A 16,671-nucleotide genomic window follows, 5' to 3' on the forward strand; every position below is an offset into this window, starting at 1 on the left:
CTGAATAGCCATGAAACAACTCATTTCTTTTCTTTTTTCTGCTCTTCTGCTTGTGCCCGCGTTTGCACAACGCCCGGCTACGGAAGAGGACTACTACCGCATCGTAACGTTGCCCATTCCGGAAGACATCAAGCTGGAAGTAGGTGGACTGGCCCCCATGCCCGACGGTCGACTGGCTGCCTGTACGCGCCGGGGTGAGGTCTGGATCATCAGTAACCCCTACATGCAGGGCAGCCGCGTACCAACGTTCAAGCGGTTTGCATCCGGACTGCATGAGCCGCTGGGCTTACTGTACCGCTCGGGTGGCCCGAACGGCCGGGGTTATTTCCTCTGCACCCAGCGGGGCGAAGTGACCAAGCTCGTTGACAACGACGGCGACGAGGTAGCCGACGAATACCGGTCGTTCTACAAATGGCCGCTGTCGGGAAACTACCACGAATATTCATACGGGCCGGTGCTGCTGCCCGACGGCGACATGGTCATTACGTTGAACCTCGACTGGATCGGGTTTGGGGCCAGCCTGGCCAAGTGGCGCGGCTGGATGCTCAAGCTAAACGACAAAGGCGAGATGACCCCCTGGGCTACGGGCCTGCGGTCACCCGCGGGTTTTGCCGTATTGCGCGACGGCAGCATCTTCTACACCGAAAACCAGGGCGACTGGGTTGGCTCAGGTCGGATGACGCATCTCGAGAAAGGCGATTTTGCCGGAAACCCGGCGGGTCTGCGCTGGTCCAGCGAGCCGGGCTCTCCGCTGACGCTGAAACCGCAGGATGTACCGAGCACGGGTAAGCCTATGCACGAAGTGGCCAAAACGATCAAGAACCTGAAGGTGCCGGCTGTGTGGTTCCCGCATACGCTGATGGGTATTTCAACGTCCGATTTCAAAGAAGACACGACCAACGGTGCGTTTGGTCCGTTCTCGGGGCAACTATTCGTAGGCGATCAGGGGCACAGTAAAATCATGCGCGTAGCGCTGGAAAAAGTCAATGGTGAATGGCAGGGGGCCTGCTTTCCCTTCCGCGAAGGGTTCCAGTCGGGTATTATCCGTACCGTCTGGGGGCAGGATGGCTCCATGTTTGTCGGGCAAACCAGCCGGGGCTGGGCGGCCACTGGAAAAGATCCGTACGGTATTCAGCGGCTGGTCTGGACCGGCAAGACCCCGTTCGAAATCAAAACCATTCGCTCCAAGCCCGACGGCTTTGACGTGGAGTTTACCCTGCCTGTCGACCGCAAAACAGCCGAAAATCCGGATTCGTACAGTTTGAACAGCTTTACATATAAGTACCACAAAACCTACGGCAGTCCTATCGAAGACGCCCGACCCGTACCGATCCGGGGGGTAATTGTCTCAGCCGATGGCCTGACTGCCCGCATCGTGGCCGATACGGTCCTGCGCGAAGGATATATCCACGAAGTGAAAGCCGAGGGCGTTCGGTCGGCAGCGGGTAATCTGTCGCTGCTACACCCGACCGGCTACTACACCCTCAACGCCATTGCCCCAGGCGAAAAAGCAACCGTAGCGGCCCGGCCAAAACACGACCACAGCGCCATGATGGCAACAGCATCGACCAAAGCTGAGCCGCCGGTCAGCAAAGGCAAAGTTGGCAAGTCCGCTGTAGCTGCCGTTAAGAACGCCAAGCGTATCACCGATCTGCCCGCCGACTGGACCAACGGCCCCGACCAGACGATCACGGTCGGTACCAAGCCCGGCCTGAAATTCGATACGGACAAGCTGGAGGTAAAAGCCGGCAGCCGGGTAAAACTGGTGTTCAACAACAACGACGACATGCTGCATAACTGCGTCATTGTGAAGCCGGGCACGGCCAATGCCGTTGGGAACGCAGCCCTGCGATTGAACCTCAACGGCCCGAAGATGAACTACGTACCGAACTCGGCCGACGTACTGTACCACACGAACATTCTCCAGCCCGAAAGCGCCGAGAGCATCTATTTCGTAGCACCCACGGAGCCCGGCGACTACCAGTTCGTCTGCACGTTCCCCGGCCACTCGTCGCTGATGCAGGGCACGCTGAAAGTGGTGAAGTAGGTTGACGTAACAGGTAACAAAACAGCCGGTTGAGGACAAACCTCAACCGGCTGTTTTGTTACGCTCCTGCAAGGCTTGTTCCAGAAAAGTCAAGTCTGCTTTCGATTGGAGAAGATCCGGGTGCGTAGCCGGCAGCACCTGTTCCCGTATCTGCGTGGCTTTTTGCATGTGTGTAAGCGCCTTTGACAAATCTCCGGTGGAATAATACGTTACCGCGATGTTGGCGTAGGAGAAGGCCAGGTCGGGATGGGTCGGTGCCAGCGTCTGCTCGCGGATGCTCAAGGCTTTCAGGTCATACTCCAGGGCCTGCTGATTGTCACCCAAGGCTCCGTAGGTGACGGCGATGTTGGCGTAGGAGCTAGCCAGGTCGGGATGGGTCGGTGCCAGCGTCTGCTCGCGGATGCTCAAGGCTTTCAGGTCATACTCCAGACGCTTCTGGTTGTCACCCAAGGCCCCATAAACAACAGCCGTATTGCCATAAGCTGTGGCTAAAGTGGCATCCGAATCTTCGCCAAACACACTAAACAAACTGTCTGCTAACGGTAGATACTGCTTTTTGTCTAAAGGATTGTCGCCTGATTCTGTGTACGTAAGCCAGCCAATACGATTGATGAGCAAGTGACAGCTTTCTAAAGTCGGTTTTAACCGCTCCTGTACAACCCATTGCACCAAGCCATGCATGGAAAAATTACGATTATCGAGGTCGTCTAACCAACCTGCTTTAGTTAGCTTCTTTAACTGGTCAAGTAAAGTTTTTCGAGCCTCAATCTCTTCGGCGTCCAGTAGTTCAATCAAGTGCCTAGCTGGAATGTCAATGGAAGGCAGTACCGCGAAGTACTGTAACAACTGCTTCAGGTCAGCATCGAGGGGATCCGTATCGAACAGATCAAGCAAAATGCGATAAACGGGCTTTTCCTGCTCACCAATCTCTACTGGATAATTAATTTCTTCATCGTCATACTCTTTCTTCGCAACGATCTCGCGCAGCGTTGTTAGTTCCAGCATTGGATTCTCGCGCGCAGCTTTTGCCAGCACCTCAATCAGTTTAGGGTGGTAAAACGCTTTTTCGAGAATAAAACTTACCAGCTCTTGCTCGGTATCGGTCAGCGGGAGGCCATATAGTTTCTCGAATAAGACTCTGGCTTCTTCCGGCATCAGTTGCTTCACTTCCTGCACTTTACGCTCGTGCTGGTAAGTATGTACTTTGGCGCGGGACGTAATGAGTATTTTCCAGGGTAAGCTGTCAAACGCTTTCTTACGTAGTAAGAGATCATCAGCGTCGTTAGCATTGTCAATGACAAGCAACGTGTTTGGAATATGCCGCAACACGTCGAGCAAAGCGAAGAGGTTATCTTCGGTGTTCTTTTGTGGGTCCTGCGTATAAAAAATGTCTTTGGAGCCGCCCAACTTGAGCAGCAGTGCGTCAGCAATAGTGCCGGTTATTTCCAAAAAAGCAACATGGTCAAACTGGTCTTCCATCCGGGCGAGATAGGCGCGGGCGAGTGTGGTTTTACCAATGCCGCCCATTCCACGCAGCAGCAGTAGGTTGTGGTTAGTGAAGTGTGCCTCAATATCCTGTAACTGCTTTTGCCGGCCCACCAGATTTTGCAGGTCGTAGTGGGCAAAGGTGTTGAGGTATTTATGGCGGGCGGATGGGACTGGTATGAGCTTATCAACTTTCTCGTGAAGGCCGGTCAGGCTTTCGTTCGATTGATCAACACCAGTTTGTACAGTATCAACTTTCTGTTCAACCCGCTCCAGAATAGCCAGCATTTCATCCAGTCGGCCTATCACGATATCGAAACGCTCCACGATGGGCTGCATAGCCTTGCCCAGTTGACCGGCTAAGTCGGTCAACTGCTCCGGCGAGATGTTGATTTGCGGTACGTTGGCCTTAACGGTCAACAGCAACTCCTTTACCTCCTGAAGCAGGTTGGTGTGAACGATGCTTTGCAGGCGGGTGTTGGTCTTGAGGCTTTCCGCAAAAAAGGCGCACAACAGTTCAAACCAATCCATTGGCTGGCCTTTGTCTGTCCAGCCCGTCAGGATAGCCGCGCGCAGATCATCCTCAATGCCCAGGTTTGCTTTTTCCAGTTCCTGCAACATTCCCTGCCGTAGCTGCCCCTGCAACTCCGCCAGGCGTTCGCTGGCCGACACGCCCTTTGGTTGCAGCAACAGTTCATATTCTGTCACGGCAGGACTGTCGGGCAGGATAAATTTAACGTCCGACAGTTGCTTACGCTGTTTTTTCAGGTAGCGGATAACCTCTTTCAGATCCCAGGTCGGGAAATGAAACACGCGGTCCACCACGTTGTATTTAGTACGGAGCAAATACTCGCAGACAACCAGTGTAGCGCTCAGATGCGCATCCCGAACCGCCTTATGAATGTCGTGGTTGACCGGCTGGGTTTGCGTACGAAGCCGATCATAAATAACCTTGCCCGCCTGGCTCAGTAGATGATCGCTACCTTTACCCAGCCAGTTGCCAATCAGGCACTCCGCAATTTTGGTGGTGGTTAAACATTGGGCAATAAGCCCTATGGACAATGGCTCCATGGATGGATAGAAACGTTTCTGAAAAATAGCGATTTTTTGACGTAGCACGAAGCCGACGAAGCATTTTGAAACGATACGTGGTTTCAGTAGGTTTGTAATTACAACGTAGCTACTTGCTTTATGCGCCTGTCGGTTATTTCCATCGGTAATTCCAAGGGAATACGAATTCCCAAAGCCGTTCTCGACAAATACCAGATTAAGGATTCGGTGGATGTGGAGATGCGGGATGATGCCCTCATCCTGAAACCCGTTCGCAGTCCGCGTGAAGGCTGGGAAGAGCAGTTTCGGCAGATGCACGACAATGGCGACGACCGCCTACTGATTCCCGATGTGTTCGACGACGAAACCTGGGCCGAATGGTAGTCAGTCAATACGATGTTGTGCTGGTTAATCTTGATCCTACCGTTAATAGCAAGATCAGAAAAACGCGCCCCTGTGTGGTCGTGTCACCCGACGAGATGAACCGGCCGCTGAATACATTAATCATCGCGCCGATGATGTCAACGTCAAAGCCCTACCCGTCGCGAATTGAAGTTCACTCAGGCGGACGCTCGGGTTGGGTCATGATTGACCAACTTCGAACCATCGATAAAGTACGCGTTGTGAAAGTGCTTGGGCAGTTAGCTGCTGAGGAAACAATCGAGGTTAAACGAGTTATCAAAGAACTACTCGTCGATTAAGCCTGATTAGGCCTATGTGGCACCTTTTCGTAGGGTGTCATCTCTTTTTACGTAAAATTAACTTGCTAAAACGGCGCGTTCATTCGTTTACTCGGTATGCGAAACGCTTTACTGCTCACCATTCTGCTATTCACATCCATTACTACCCTGGCGCAACGCCGTCGGGATGATACGTCGCACTACCGGTCGCAGCCCATTCCGGCCCATCTGCTGCCCATCGAACGGGCGCTTGGTTCGTCGGCCCTGGGTAGTGTTTATTACTACGGTGGTAAAAAACTCTCCTCGCCCTTTTCGCTGGAAGTTCCCTTTTATGAAATCGATGACCCCGCCGTCAGCCGGCATTTCCGGAACTTTCGTACCTGGACAACGCTCAGCCGACTGACTTCGCTGGCTACGCTGGCTTACGTACTGGTGAACAATAACGGCCGGAGGGGCGCCTACTGGACCGTGTACGGCGGTTCCATTGCGGCTGCCCTGACGTTTACGATCATCGGTAACGGGCAGGTCAACAAGGCCGTGACGCGGTATAACGAACTACTCCGACAACCGAGGGTAGGATTCTCGACGGTGCCCACGCCGAACGGCCAGATGGCAGTGGGCGTGGGTGTTGCCTATGATTTCTAAAAAAATACGCCACCGCAGATAGAGAGATGGCGGATAGTGTGAATCAATCCCAGTAGAGAATTGTTACGTCAGCGTTAACAGCGCCTTCCTCATGAAATGACGTTTCCGTTCCTATCTGCCCCCAGCACGATTATCGAGCCTTATTTTCAGGAGCATTTTGCCGATGAAAGCCTGAAACGGGAGGTTCAGCGAGCCACTGTGCTATCGGCAATTTTTCTGGTCGTTACCCTGCTGCAGGTAATTTTTCTGCCGGTGCTGCACCGGATGCACCTTATTAATTTTCCTGACCGGCCGCTGCTGAGCATTGCGCTTTATTTCGTCGGTATGAGTTTGTATGAACTGGGCGTCAGGCAGTTTCTGAAAACCCAGTTGCAGACGCACATGAGCGTGCCTACTATTTTCAAGTTCGGTAACGCTACATTCGAGATCACGTCTATTACGCTCATTATGTACGTTGTCTCGCGGCACCTCAGCGAACCGTTGCTGATTACCCACAGCCCGCTGGTGTACATTTACATGTTCTTCATCATCCTGTCGACGCTCCGGCTGAATTTCTGGCTTTCGATTTATACGGGTTTCGTTGCGGGGCTCGAATTCATACTACTCTGCTGGTTCATCGGCGGACCCGCGCCGATGATGCTCACAGACTTTACAGTCATCATCGGGTCGCCATTTCTGTACGTCATCAAGGGGGGCTTGCTGGCGCTGGGGGGCGTTGCGGCCGGTTACGTGTCCCGGCAGATTCGATCGAGCATAACTGATACCATCCGCGCTACGGAAACCGAACAGAAGGCCGTAGCGCTGTTCGGTCAGCAGGTATCGCCCGAGATAGCCAGGGCGGTTCTTGAGCAGCAGGGAAATTACAAAAGCCGCCACATGCAGGTCGCGGTTATGTTTCTGGATATTCGCGATTTCACCCGCTACGCCAGTCGCCATACGGCCGAGGAGGTAATGGACTACCAGAATACTTTTTTCGGGATCATCATCCGCATCGTTGAGCAGTATCATGGCGTAGTGTACCAGTTCCTGGGCGATGGCTGTATGATTACCTTCGGGGCTCCCGTCGAAACCGAAAACCCTGCCGAGATGGCCGTGCAGGCCGGTTTTGCTATTCTGGATGCGATCGAGCAGGCAAATGCCGAGAAACTCATGGTGCCCACTACGCTCGGGATCGGCATTCACGTCGGCGATGCGGTGGTTGGCAACATCGGTACCGAAACCCGGCAACAGTATTCCGTAACGGGCAGCGTAGTTATCCTGGCCGCCCGAATTGAACAGCTCAACAAGGAGTGCCATACACAGTTCCTGGTCTCGCGCGAAGTGTTCGATTCGCTGAGTGATCCGCCCGAAACGGCCCGGCTGCTGGGTCCAACCTTCGTGAAAGGAGTCGACGAGGAAATTGAGTTGTACGCCTTTTCGTGATTGCTACGTCAGCGACCGGTTGAAAAAGTGTACCAGCGGTTGCAGGCCCTCAAATGCGCCCAGAATCTTCTGCGACAGGTCCGGTTTGGTCAGTGCCGAGTCCGGCAGGGTGTGAGCAGCCGTAAAACTTTTCAGTTTCAGATACCCAATGGCCGGGTTATCGGCGTCGTACCCTTTGGGGGGGCGTTGAAGGGCTCCTTCCTGATCGAGACCATCGTAGTAGGCCTTAAAGGCGGGATTCGCCAGTAAGGCTTCAAAATCAGTCAGGTTATAATCGATCTCCTGCCGAATGGTAGCTAACACCTTCGGATCGGGCATGTACATGCCTCCGGCCACGAACGAACCTCCCGGCTCGATGTTCAGGTAGTAGCCTGCCGACGGCGACTGCTTACCCCCGGCGTTGAACCAGGCCCCAAAGTTGGTTTTATGAGATTTGTCTTTTGAAAAACGCACATCGCGGTTGATACGAAACACGCAGGACTTCGGCTGTAGATTCGATTCAGCAATGGTGGGGTCCTGGCGCTCGAGTCCGTCAAGAACAATGGTAACCAGGTGCAGAAAGTCCGCGCGGGCGGCATCATAGGCTGGTCGGGCTGCGTCGAACCACGGTTTGTTATTGTTGTTTTTGAGATCAGCGATGAATGATAGCGTTTGAGGCTTCAACATAGATTGACAGAAGGATAGCGTTAGTACGTTTAAAGTGTAAGCAGGTAATACGTAAGGCTACAAACTCAAAAGAAAAACCCAACCCGCAACATGGGAATCCGGTCCTCGCGCGACAGGGCATACAGTACCGAAATAACGGCCGTGTTGTACGGTGCCAGCCAGATACCCCCGCCGTAACCGTGGTGCCAGACCCGCGAGTTTTCGCCGGTGTACCAGACGCGCCCTACGTCGTTGAACGCAACCAGGCCTGCATAGGCCGGAAACAGGTAAGTCTTGATGGTGAATAGCTGAAGTCGCAGGTCAAGGTTGTGGTAGAACGCCTGATCGCCCGAAAAGCGGGTTCGCCGGAAGCCCCGCAGGTTGGTCAACCCGCCGAGCGTACTGGCCTGGAAGAACTCGTACCGATCGCTCAGATTCAGGCTCGTTCCGAAGCGGGTCGCAATGGTGAGAACGGTCGGCAGGCGGATACTACCGTAGAAAGCAATCTCTGACTGAAGCTGCGTGAATGATTTAGATTGATCGTTGAGGCCCCGGTAGCCGGTAAACTGCGTCCGCCAGAATACCCCGCGCGTAGTCAGCAACGGATTGTTCCGGGTATCGACCGAGAAGCCTGCCTTCAGGCCACCGTACAGAAAGGAACTGAACAGGCGCTTTCCATCCGGAATTGACTGGGCATAGTCGCGAATGAATTTGGGTTGCTCGTCTTCCAGTTCAACCCGTTCGATTGCCGGGCCGTAGAAGAACCGCGCTTTCCCAACCCGATGCTGCAACAACGTCGACAGGCTCCAGTTCTCGAAACGAACGCGGTAGTAATTGACGCCCCGCTCTTCTTTATTGAACACGGTTTCGTTGCCCAGTCCAAAGAAGTTCTGCACGAAGTTAGGCGCCTGGATATTTCCGTTAACGACCAGATCCGTACGGCCGATCAGATCCGTAAACGTACCGTCGTAGCGGAAATTATAGGCATTCGTGGCAAATGCGTAGTTGCCCGTAAAGCGGTGCTGCTGCGCAAACGGTTCTTTACGGAATCCCTGTGTCCTGCGTAGGATGCCGCCCCCGATGAACAGTCCGTCGTCCGGGTTGAGCTGAACCGACAGCAGTGGCATAGTCAGGTTGTACTTAAAGGCCAAACGGTCGTACGTATTGACAGCTTTGTCATCCGATAATAAACTACGCGTCTCTGAGCCACCTGTCAGCGTCGTGTTTTTGCGCAGGTCATACACCCGTGTTTTACGGGCCAGCCCTCGTACCGACGAGCTGTCGATAATAATATCGTCGCCTTTACCGCCGATAATGCGGACCAGACTGCCGGTGGGGGCTGTGCCGTGCACCACAAATCGGTCGTCACCCCCCAGACCGTAGAGCCGCATTTCCCGGGTTTCGGCCGGGTCGAACGTGCGGCTGTAGAGTCGTTTGCCAGCCTGTCCTTCGTCGGTGAGCTTGTACATTACAACGTCCGTGTGCCCATCGGGGCGCCGGGTTACGTCAAACAGTTCGTCCTTGTCGCTGCCAACTACGTCAACGGCTTTGGCCAGAAATCGGTACTGCTGCTCGGCGTAGCGAGTCAGGTCCGACCGGCGCTGCCGTAATTTGGCGGCAATATCGTTGGCACTTAAGGAGCGGGCGGGCTCAGGAATCTGGCGCATGGACAGGGCAATAACCGAATCGGTCAGAACCTGTTTCAGGGAGTCGGCGATGGATAGCCAGTCGGCGCGATCGGGTTCGGTCATGAACGTACGGTCGAAGAAACGGGCGTTGGTGTTCAACCCCGGTACGTCGCGGATGGTGAAGTCGAACCCCTGGAATTTGGGCAACAGCCACCGTCGGGTAGCAATGGCCGGAATGATACCCTGATTGACGAAGAACGCCTGATCACGGTCGCGGGGAATCGGTTCGAACGTCAGACCTTTGCTGGTTTTGAAACTGGCCCAGCGCCATTGGTCATCGTGGCGGTCCCAGTCGCCAATCCACATATCGAACAGCCGGGCGCGCACGACCGATCGCTGGTTGACGCGGTTATCGTTGTCGTCCTGAAGTTTGTCGAGGAGCTTGGCGGTGCTGTAGGTTTTTGTTGTATTGCCAAACAGGCCGGTTCCCTTGTAGTTGCCATCGGCTCGTTCCTCAAACAACATCAACGTATTGGCGAACAATCGCTGGTACTCACCCAACGTAGTATCGTTGGGTGTTACGACCACCTGCGGGTGGGTATGCAGCAGCCCGGCAGTTTCGGCCAGTGGGGCCACCGCCAGGGCTCCAAATGGGTGCTCTGCCGAAATCTGGTCCTGTACGATGTCATTGACTACCCCACTACGAATAGCGGCCGGAATGGCTTTGGCCGGGTATTTTTCAATGGATCGGAGCGCAAATTCGCGCTCATTCTTGTCAATAAGCTGCAGCGATAGGGTTTGCATACCCCCTCCACGCTTGGTTGGCGTGAGCCCACGAGCGTTTATGTCGATGACGGGCAGGGTGTACGGCTGCGTCCAGACATCCCGGTAATTACTGCCGAGCCAGAGTTGCCTGCCGGGGCCGGCTGCGTAGTGGCTTCCCGGTACAATACGTACGCTGTCGGGTGTTTCGCTATTGGACGATTGCTCGGTTAGAGATTCGGGCCGCAGCGGGATGGTCGTTTTATACAGAAGCTGCCCCGTTGGGTTAACGGCGTCGGGGGTGAAAAACGAAATGGTAACGGAGTCGCCAGCCACAAAATCCAGCCGGGCAAATCCCTGCTTCTCGACGGCAAACAACGATTCGCGCCCTTTGCTGACGTGCGAGTGCTTTGAACCGCTGCCGCTGGTCAGGTAATGGAGGCTATCGTGCCGAATCAGTTGCAGGTTATGATCATGTCCGTTGACGTAAATCAGGTTGCGGTACTTATTGAAAACGGCCACCATGCCATTCCGCATCTCCCTGTACACCGGATTCGGAATGTCCTGCAGGCTACCAAATACCGAACGATAGACCGGATAAATGGACCCGATCACCGGTAGCGGCAGGTAAAGCCATTTTCGTGAGGCCGTGAGGGGGAATAGGTGATCTTTCAGGGTAAAATACCCACCGTGCTCGCCCCGGCTATACATGGGATGGTGACCAGCCACGACAACCCGCCGGTGCCGGTTGCGGTAGAGGATATCATCCAGTTGCGTCAGGAAATCCGGCAGGGTTTTGGTGCTACAATCCGAGCTCTCGCCGGGCTTGTCCCAGGGAAACAGCCAGTACTGCGTATCGACCAGCACCAGCGTCAGTGAGTCGGATAAGGCTAATTCAACGGGACCTGGGCAACCATCCTTTGGAAAAAAGACGTCCTCACGCCCGGTATATTGCCGGACAAAATCCTGCTGGTTCCGGATGCGTTGCCAGCCGTCGCGTCGCCCCTTATCCCAGTCGTGATTACCCGGAATGGCAAACATCCGGCCTTTAAACGCCTGCTGCAAATCAAGCTGGTCGCGGAGCCGTCGTTCAGCTTCGTCCCGGCCGGGTTGATCAGCATCCGGTAATCCAAACTGGTAGATGTTATCCCCCAGCAGAATCAGTGAACTGTTCGGCCCCGTTGCTGATAAATGAGCGCGAAGCGTAGTCAGCACCGGATCACCCCCGGCTTTGGGGGCACCGGCATCACCGAGCAGAAAGACAGTATAGGAAGGCGACTGCGCGTTTACAAGCCGAAAACAGCATCCAACAAGCAGTGTAATCAAACGTAAATGACGGATCATAGCTACCGAACGTAGATCTCAGATAGATACCAGAAAAAGAGGCAACTACGCTGGCTTATCGGCAAAACCGGAAGCCTGACCATCCATCAGTCAGTTGGAGGCAAACCGGAGCAGATAGCCATTTTCGTTTTTCCCTCCTTCGCTGGCAATGAACAGCGTACCGTCTGGAGCAAAGCAAATACCCTCCGGCTGGCGGAACAACTGCTTATCTAACCCCACAGATGATAAAATCGTGCCGTTGGGTTTGGTAACAATCAGTCGATGCCCATCCGAGGCCAGGATATAATACTCACCTGTTTTGGGATGCACGGCAATACCTGCTGGCTTTACCTCCCCTGAATCGTTTCCTCCATCCGAGAAAGCTTTAATGTCATCTTGTTTGAGAACAGGGCCTTTGTACATGGTTCCGTATTCCAGACCGTAGTAATAGATGGGTCGGTCTGAGCCACTAGCCGCGTCTTTCGTAGCCAGGAGGAGGGCTTTTAGTTTGGGATCATACCCAAGTCCCTCTACGTCGTTTTTGCCGGGTAACCCAATTTTTATGTGCCGTACCTGGGCTCCTCCGCCCCCCAGCATTTTAACACTCCCATCAGACGGAGTGAAGTGATAAATTTCGCCGTCGCTGCGGAGGGCGTATAATTCGCCGTTGACAAACTCTACACCCTCATAGTCACCTTTTCGGCCAAAAATCTGTTCATCAACTACGCGTTTTTGATTGAGGTCGAAAATGAATACGACGGCCAGTTCATCCTGGATCAGAGCCAGGCGGCCGGGTTTATAGTAACTAAGGCCCGAAACTTCCGTCAAATCACCGGTCAGATCATACCGTTCGGTGGGTTTTGTCAGGTCGTAGGGAATGGGAGCGCTGGTTTTAGCCGATTCAGTTGTCTCGCCATCCGCCTTCCGGGATTGTTTACACCCTATGAACAAATTGATGGTCAGACTGGTAAGTACGACCAGATTGAGAAAGAAACGCATATGGACAATTACTTTTTACACGTTAAGTAATAACTTTCAGACAAGTATAGCGAAACAATCAGCATGATAGCGGAAGAAACATCGTTGCTGGCCCAGACGCGAGCGTATGCTGAGTCGGTTTTGGGGCAGATTTCTCCGGATTACACCTATCACAACCTGTCGCACACGCAGGCAGTGGTGGAGTTTGCCGATGAGATTGCCGTTCATGAGGGACTGCTGGATACCGACCGCGAAACGGTATTGATTGCGGCCTGGCTTCACGACGTAGGGTACCGGATGAGCTGCGATAATCACGAAGCTATCGGGGTTGATATGGCGCGTCCATTCCTGATTGAACACGGCCTGCCGACCGACCGCATCGAGCAGGTAGTCCGCTGCATTGAGGCTACCCGTATGCCCCAGAATCCACGGGGAAATCGGTTGGCAGAAATTCTCTGCGACGCCGACATGGGGCATCTGGCCGCCAGTGATTTTGCGGAACGGAGCGAAATGTTACGACAGGAGTTGAAACGGACCGGCGTTAAAATCGGCAAAAAGAAATGGCTTAAAAAAACCGCCGAGCTGATCGAACATCATCAGTATTTTACGGCCTATGCCCGTCAGGCATTTGAGCCACGCAAGGCGGCTAATCTGGTTAAGCTACAACGCCAGATTGCCGAGCAGAAAGACGATGAAAAGGATGAAATAAGCTGGCCCGACGAGCGGGCTGACAAGGAGCCTAAGCCGGATAAAGACAAAAATCGTCGGCCGGAACGGGGCGTTGAAACCATGTTTCGGCTGACGTCGCAGAACCACTTCCAGCTCAGTGCCATGGCCGATACCAAGGCAAACATCATGATCTCCATCAATACGATTGTCGTGTCGTTGGTGCTGAGTATTCTGCTGCGTAAGCTTGAAGAGTGGCCCATGCTGACGCTCCCGACTGCAATGCTGACCATCACCTGCGTGCTGGCAACGGTATTGGCCGTATTGGCCACCCGCCCGAACGTAACGACGGGGCGGTTTAGCCGGGCCGACATCGAGAATAAAACGGCTAACCTGCTGTTTTTCGGCAATTTTCACCGCATGGAGCTGGACGATTATGAGTGGGGTATGCGGCACATGATGAACGATGCCGATTTTCTCTACTCCAGCATGACCCGCGACATTTATTACCTTGGGAAAGTACTGGGCCGAAAGTATAAGCTGCTGCGCTGGTCATACACAGTGTTCATGGTCGGTTTTGTACTGTCAGTGCTGGCATTTGGGGGGGCGGCTTATCTGAGTCGGTAGTGAACTGTTCACGCTGAGTAGCTTTGGATTTCAGAACACTATTTCCTTTTTGGTATCAAAAAAAGCACAAGCCCCGGCTTGTGCTTTTTTCGTAGTTTCGCCCTGCCTAACCAATGTGCAGCATGAAAAAACCGATTATTCTTCTCTTTTCTGTTCTTTTTACTACGTATTCATTCGGCCAGACGGTAAATATTGAGCGAGATCCGCAAATCGCTGAACTGGTTACTCAAGTATCGGCCGATAGCCTGCGGGCCCACATCAACGGACTGGTCAGTTTCGGTACCCGTCACACGCTCAGTACGACGTCTGACAAGAAAAAAGGCATCGGCGCGGCCCGGCAGTGGATTTTGGGTAAGTTTCAGCAATACGCAAAGCAGTCGGGTGGGCGACTGACGGCCACGCTCGATACGTGGACGCTCCAGCCCGACGGTCGACGTATTGACAAGCCCGCCGACATGGGCAATGTGATGGCGACGCTCAAAGGAACCGATCCCAACGACGACCGGATTTTCATCGTTCAGGGCCATATGGATAGCCGCGTAACGAATGTTATGAACCGCGAATCGGATGCGCCCGGCGCTAACGACGACGGTTCAGGAACGGCGGCTGTAATTGAGCTTTGTCGCGTAATGAGTAAATCGCAGTTTCCGGCTACAATCATTTTTGTCACCCTAACGGGTGAGGAGCAGGGTCTGCTGGGTGCCGAGCACCTGGCCGAACGCGCCATTAAGGAAAAATGGAACGTTGACGCCGTTCTGAATAACGACATCATGGGTTCGAACAATAGTAACGAAACCCGGATCATTGATAATACCCGGCTGCGGGTTTTCAGCGAGGGGCTACCCGCCAGTTTGTTGAGAGACAGCACCGGGCGCATTGGTCAAATCCGGCAGTTTGGCAACGAAAACGACGGGAAAGCCCGCACGCTGGCTCGCTATGTGAAGGAAGTTGGCGAACGCTACGTCGAAAACCTGGAAGTGGTCATGATTTACCGAAATGACCGGTATTTGCGTGGGGGCGATCACACGCCGTTCGTTCAGCGGGGCATGGCGGCCGTTCGTTTCACCGAAATGAACGAGAATTATGATCATCAGCACCAGGATCTGAGGGTTGAAAATGGAACGGAATACGGCGACTACGCCAAATTCATGGATTTTGAATACCTGCGGAAAAACACGGCGCTTAACCTGGCCTGTCTGGCGAATCTGGCCAAATCGCCGTCAGTACCTGAGAAAGTTACCATCGACGTACGGAATCTAACCAATTCAACGGCGCTGTACTGGCAGGCTCCTAAAACATCAACAGGCCGTAAGATACGTGGCTATTACGTACTTATGCGGGAAACACACTGGCCCTTCTGGCAGAAAAAATTCTTTACAACCAAACTGGGTATGACTCTTCCATACTCAAAAGATAATTACTACTTCGCCGTTCAGTCAGTAAGTGAGGATGGTAACGAAAGTTTGCCGGTTTTACCGGTGCCGAATCTTCGGTGAGCTTGAATTAGTGGTAAGTGGTTTATTGCGAAAACCTTCGCCGTAAACAAGCAAAGAGAATGGATTTTTCAAAATTGAAGCGCCACTGCTTTTATCGTAAAAGATAAGGCAGTGGCGCTTTATTTTATTGATACGTATAAAGTAATAAGATGACTAGTATAAACGTCTAATACGATAGATAAATAATGTCAGATTAGTATGTAGCGTTCTATTTTTAGCTTTTTAAGAATTGTTTGTAACGAATAAATGCAAATTATAAGTAGCGGTGATTGCCCGGCCGGTAATAAACAGTATCAACCATTGGCACTTTAGGTTGTTCAAATACAAAGCGACGGCGGCAGGTCCGCAGTTGTTTTATAGACTTCTGCGAGACATTAAAGTAACAATTCACGCCATCCCGCTCATACACGAATCCCTCGCCAATCATCGCGACAATTACCTCGCCCTGGGATAGTTTATAGCCCAACGCATCTTCAATCCAGGTTTTGAGTCGAAAACTATTCGTATTGAGTTGAATAGTTTTTATTGGTACTAAATATTCACGGACCAACGCACGAACTGATTCAATGCGGTCAGTACGGAAACTGTCATCACGTTGCTTGTTGAAGCCAGCTTTGAACCCATTGACGTCTAAGTCAGATGGTACCGAAACACCAGCAACTGTAATACGCGGAAATGGAGTTGCTCCCATAATACTAAATTAGTTACGTTACGATGAACAAAATCTGGAACTTCTGAAATTGTGTTAATCTTTTTCCGATTCTGAACTTTAGACTAAGAGAATGAACAGAGGTAACAGCCAACTTATTTTTTTTACAGTATAGTCTAGTTAATGCTTGAATAAAAAAGTATATAAAGAAACTGCTGACAAATAAAATTAATTAGATGGTAGCCTATATTCTTTAGCTCTAATTTAGAAACAGAGTAGTTATTAAATCCGTATGAAAGAGAGACAGTCGACCCCTTACTATGCAGCAAGTTCGAAATTTTAGATGTGGATGAAGTTTAATTTTGCTTTATAAGTGTAAAGTATTAGTCACAAGTGTTAGATAATTTCTAATAAATGTCACTACTAAATAGTTAACAATTAATTTTTATAAAAGATCAAAAATTATGATATTTCTAATTAGTAGTATAATTATTATAACTCAATTAAATATTTTTTAATTGGTTTTTAATATGGCTTGTATTACTAACATAAAAGAAAAATTATAAAA

12 protein-coding genes are annotated in these 16,671 nt (G+C 52.2%); 7 read left to right on the forward strand and 5 right to left on the reverse strand.

The annotated features are described in order from the left end of the window. Window positions 1-10: 10 nt before the first annotated feature. A complete protein-coding gene (locus tag BN8_RS29715) occupies window positions 11-2,047 on the forward strand; it encodes a plastocyanin/azurin family copper-binding protein (RefSeq protein WP_009285666.1) in 2,037 nt (678 codons plus the stop codon). Window positions 2,048-2,089: 42 nt separating this feature from the next. On the opposite strand, the gene BN8_RS29720 is transcribed toward BN8_RS29715, so the two are convergent. After that, complete coding sequence (locus BN8_RS29720; RefSeq protein WP_009285667.1) at window positions 2,090-4,603, reverse strand: tetratricopeptide repeat protein; 2,514 nt, start codon at window positions 4,601-4,603, stop codon at window positions 2,090-2,092. A 120-nt stretch (window positions 4,604-4,723) separates the two neighbouring features. Between BN8_RS29720 and BN8_RS29725 the strand changes: the two genes are divergently transcribed. The 4 genes from BN8_RS29725 to BN8_RS29740 all read left to right on the forward strand — a co-directional run bounded on the left by BN8_RS29725 (window position 4,724) and on the right by BN8_RS29740 (window position 7,329). Next, window positions 4,724-4,966, forward strand: coding sequence for an AbrB/MazE/SpoVT family DNA-binding domain-containing protein (locus BN8_RS29725; RefSeq protein ID WP_009285668.1), 243 nt, complete (start codon window positions 4,724-4,726; stop codon window positions 4,964-4,966). Continuing rightward, on the forward strand, window positions 4,960-5,283 hold the full coding sequence (locus BN8_RS29730; protein WP_009285669.1) for a type II toxin-antitoxin system PemK/MazF family toxin: 324 nt from the start codon (window positions 4,960-4,962) through the stop codon (window positions 5,281-5,283). Before BN8_RS29725 ends, BN8_RS29730 begins: the two co-directional genes overlap by 7 nt. Before the next feature lie 96 nt (window positions 5,284-5,379). Continuing rightward, window positions 5,380-5,907: a hypothetical protein gene (locus tag BN8_RS29735; RefSeq protein ID WP_009285670.1), complete on the forward strand. Its 528-nt coding sequence runs from the start codon at window positions 5,380-5,382 to the stop codon at window positions 5,905-5,907. A 96-nt stretch (window positions 5,908-6,003) separates the two neighbouring features. Further along, a complete protein-coding gene (locus tag BN8_RS29740; protein ID WP_009285671.1) occupies window positions 6,004-7,329 on the forward strand; it encodes an adenylate/guanylate cyclase domain-containing protein in 1,326 nt (441 codons plus the stop codon). 3 nt (window positions 7,330-7,332) lie between these two features. On the opposite strand, the gene BN8_RS29745 is transcribed toward BN8_RS29740, so the two are convergent. From BN8_RS29745 to BN8_RS29755, 3 genes are all read right to left on the reverse strand, one after another. Beyond that, window positions 7,333-7,995 carry a DUF2461 domain-containing protein gene (locus BN8_RS29745; protein WP_009285672.1) on the reverse strand — a complete coding sequence of 221 codons (663 nt, stop codon included), beginning with the start codon at window positions 7,993-7,995 and terminating at the stop codon, window positions 7,333-7,335. A gap of 65 nt (window positions 7,996-8,060) precedes the next feature. Next, window positions 8,061-11,708, reverse strand: a complete 3,648-nt coding sequence (locus BN8_RS29750; RefSeq protein WP_009285673.1) for a BamA/TamA family outer membrane protein — start codon at window positions 11,706-11,708, stop codon at window positions 8,061-8,063. Window positions 11,709-11,798: 90 nt separating this feature from the next. Next, complete coding sequence (locus BN8_RS29755) at window positions 11,799-12,686, reverse strand: SdiA-regulated domain-containing protein (RefSeq protein WP_009285674.1); 888 nt, start codon at window positions 12,684-12,686, stop codon at window positions 11,799-11,801. A 63-nt stretch (window positions 12,687-12,749) separates the two neighbouring features. Between BN8_RS29755 and BN8_RS29760 the strand changes: the two genes are divergently transcribed. Both BN8_RS29760 and BN8_RS29765 read left to right on the forward strand, forming a co-directional pair. Beyond that, a complete protein-coding gene (locus BN8_RS29760) occupies window positions 12,750-13,958 on the forward strand; it encodes a Pycsar system effector family protein (protein WP_009285675.1) in 1,209 nt (402 codons plus the stop codon). Window positions 13,959-14,080: 122 nt separating this feature from the next. Further along, window positions 14,081-15,454, forward strand: a complete 1,374-nt coding sequence (locus tag BN8_RS29765; protein WP_040007067.1) for a M28 family metallopeptidase — start codon at window positions 14,081-14,083, stop codon at window positions 15,452-15,454. A gap of 253 nt (window positions 15,455-15,707) precedes the next feature. Here BN8_RS29765 and BN8_RS29770 read toward each other — a convergent pair whose 3' ends face one another. Next, window positions 15,708-16,145 carry a hypothetical protein gene (locus tag BN8_RS29770; RefSeq protein WP_009285677.1) on the reverse strand — a complete coding sequence of 146 codons (438 nt, stop codon included), beginning with the start codon at window positions 16,143-16,145 and terminating at the stop codon, window positions 15,708-15,710. Window positions 16,146-16,671: the final 526 nt, after the last annotated feature.

The organism is Fibrisoma limi BUZ 3, assembly GCF_000296815.2.
Classification (GTDB): Bacteria; Bacteroidota; Bacteroidia; order Cytophagales; family Spirosomataceae; genus Fibrisoma; species Fibrisoma limi.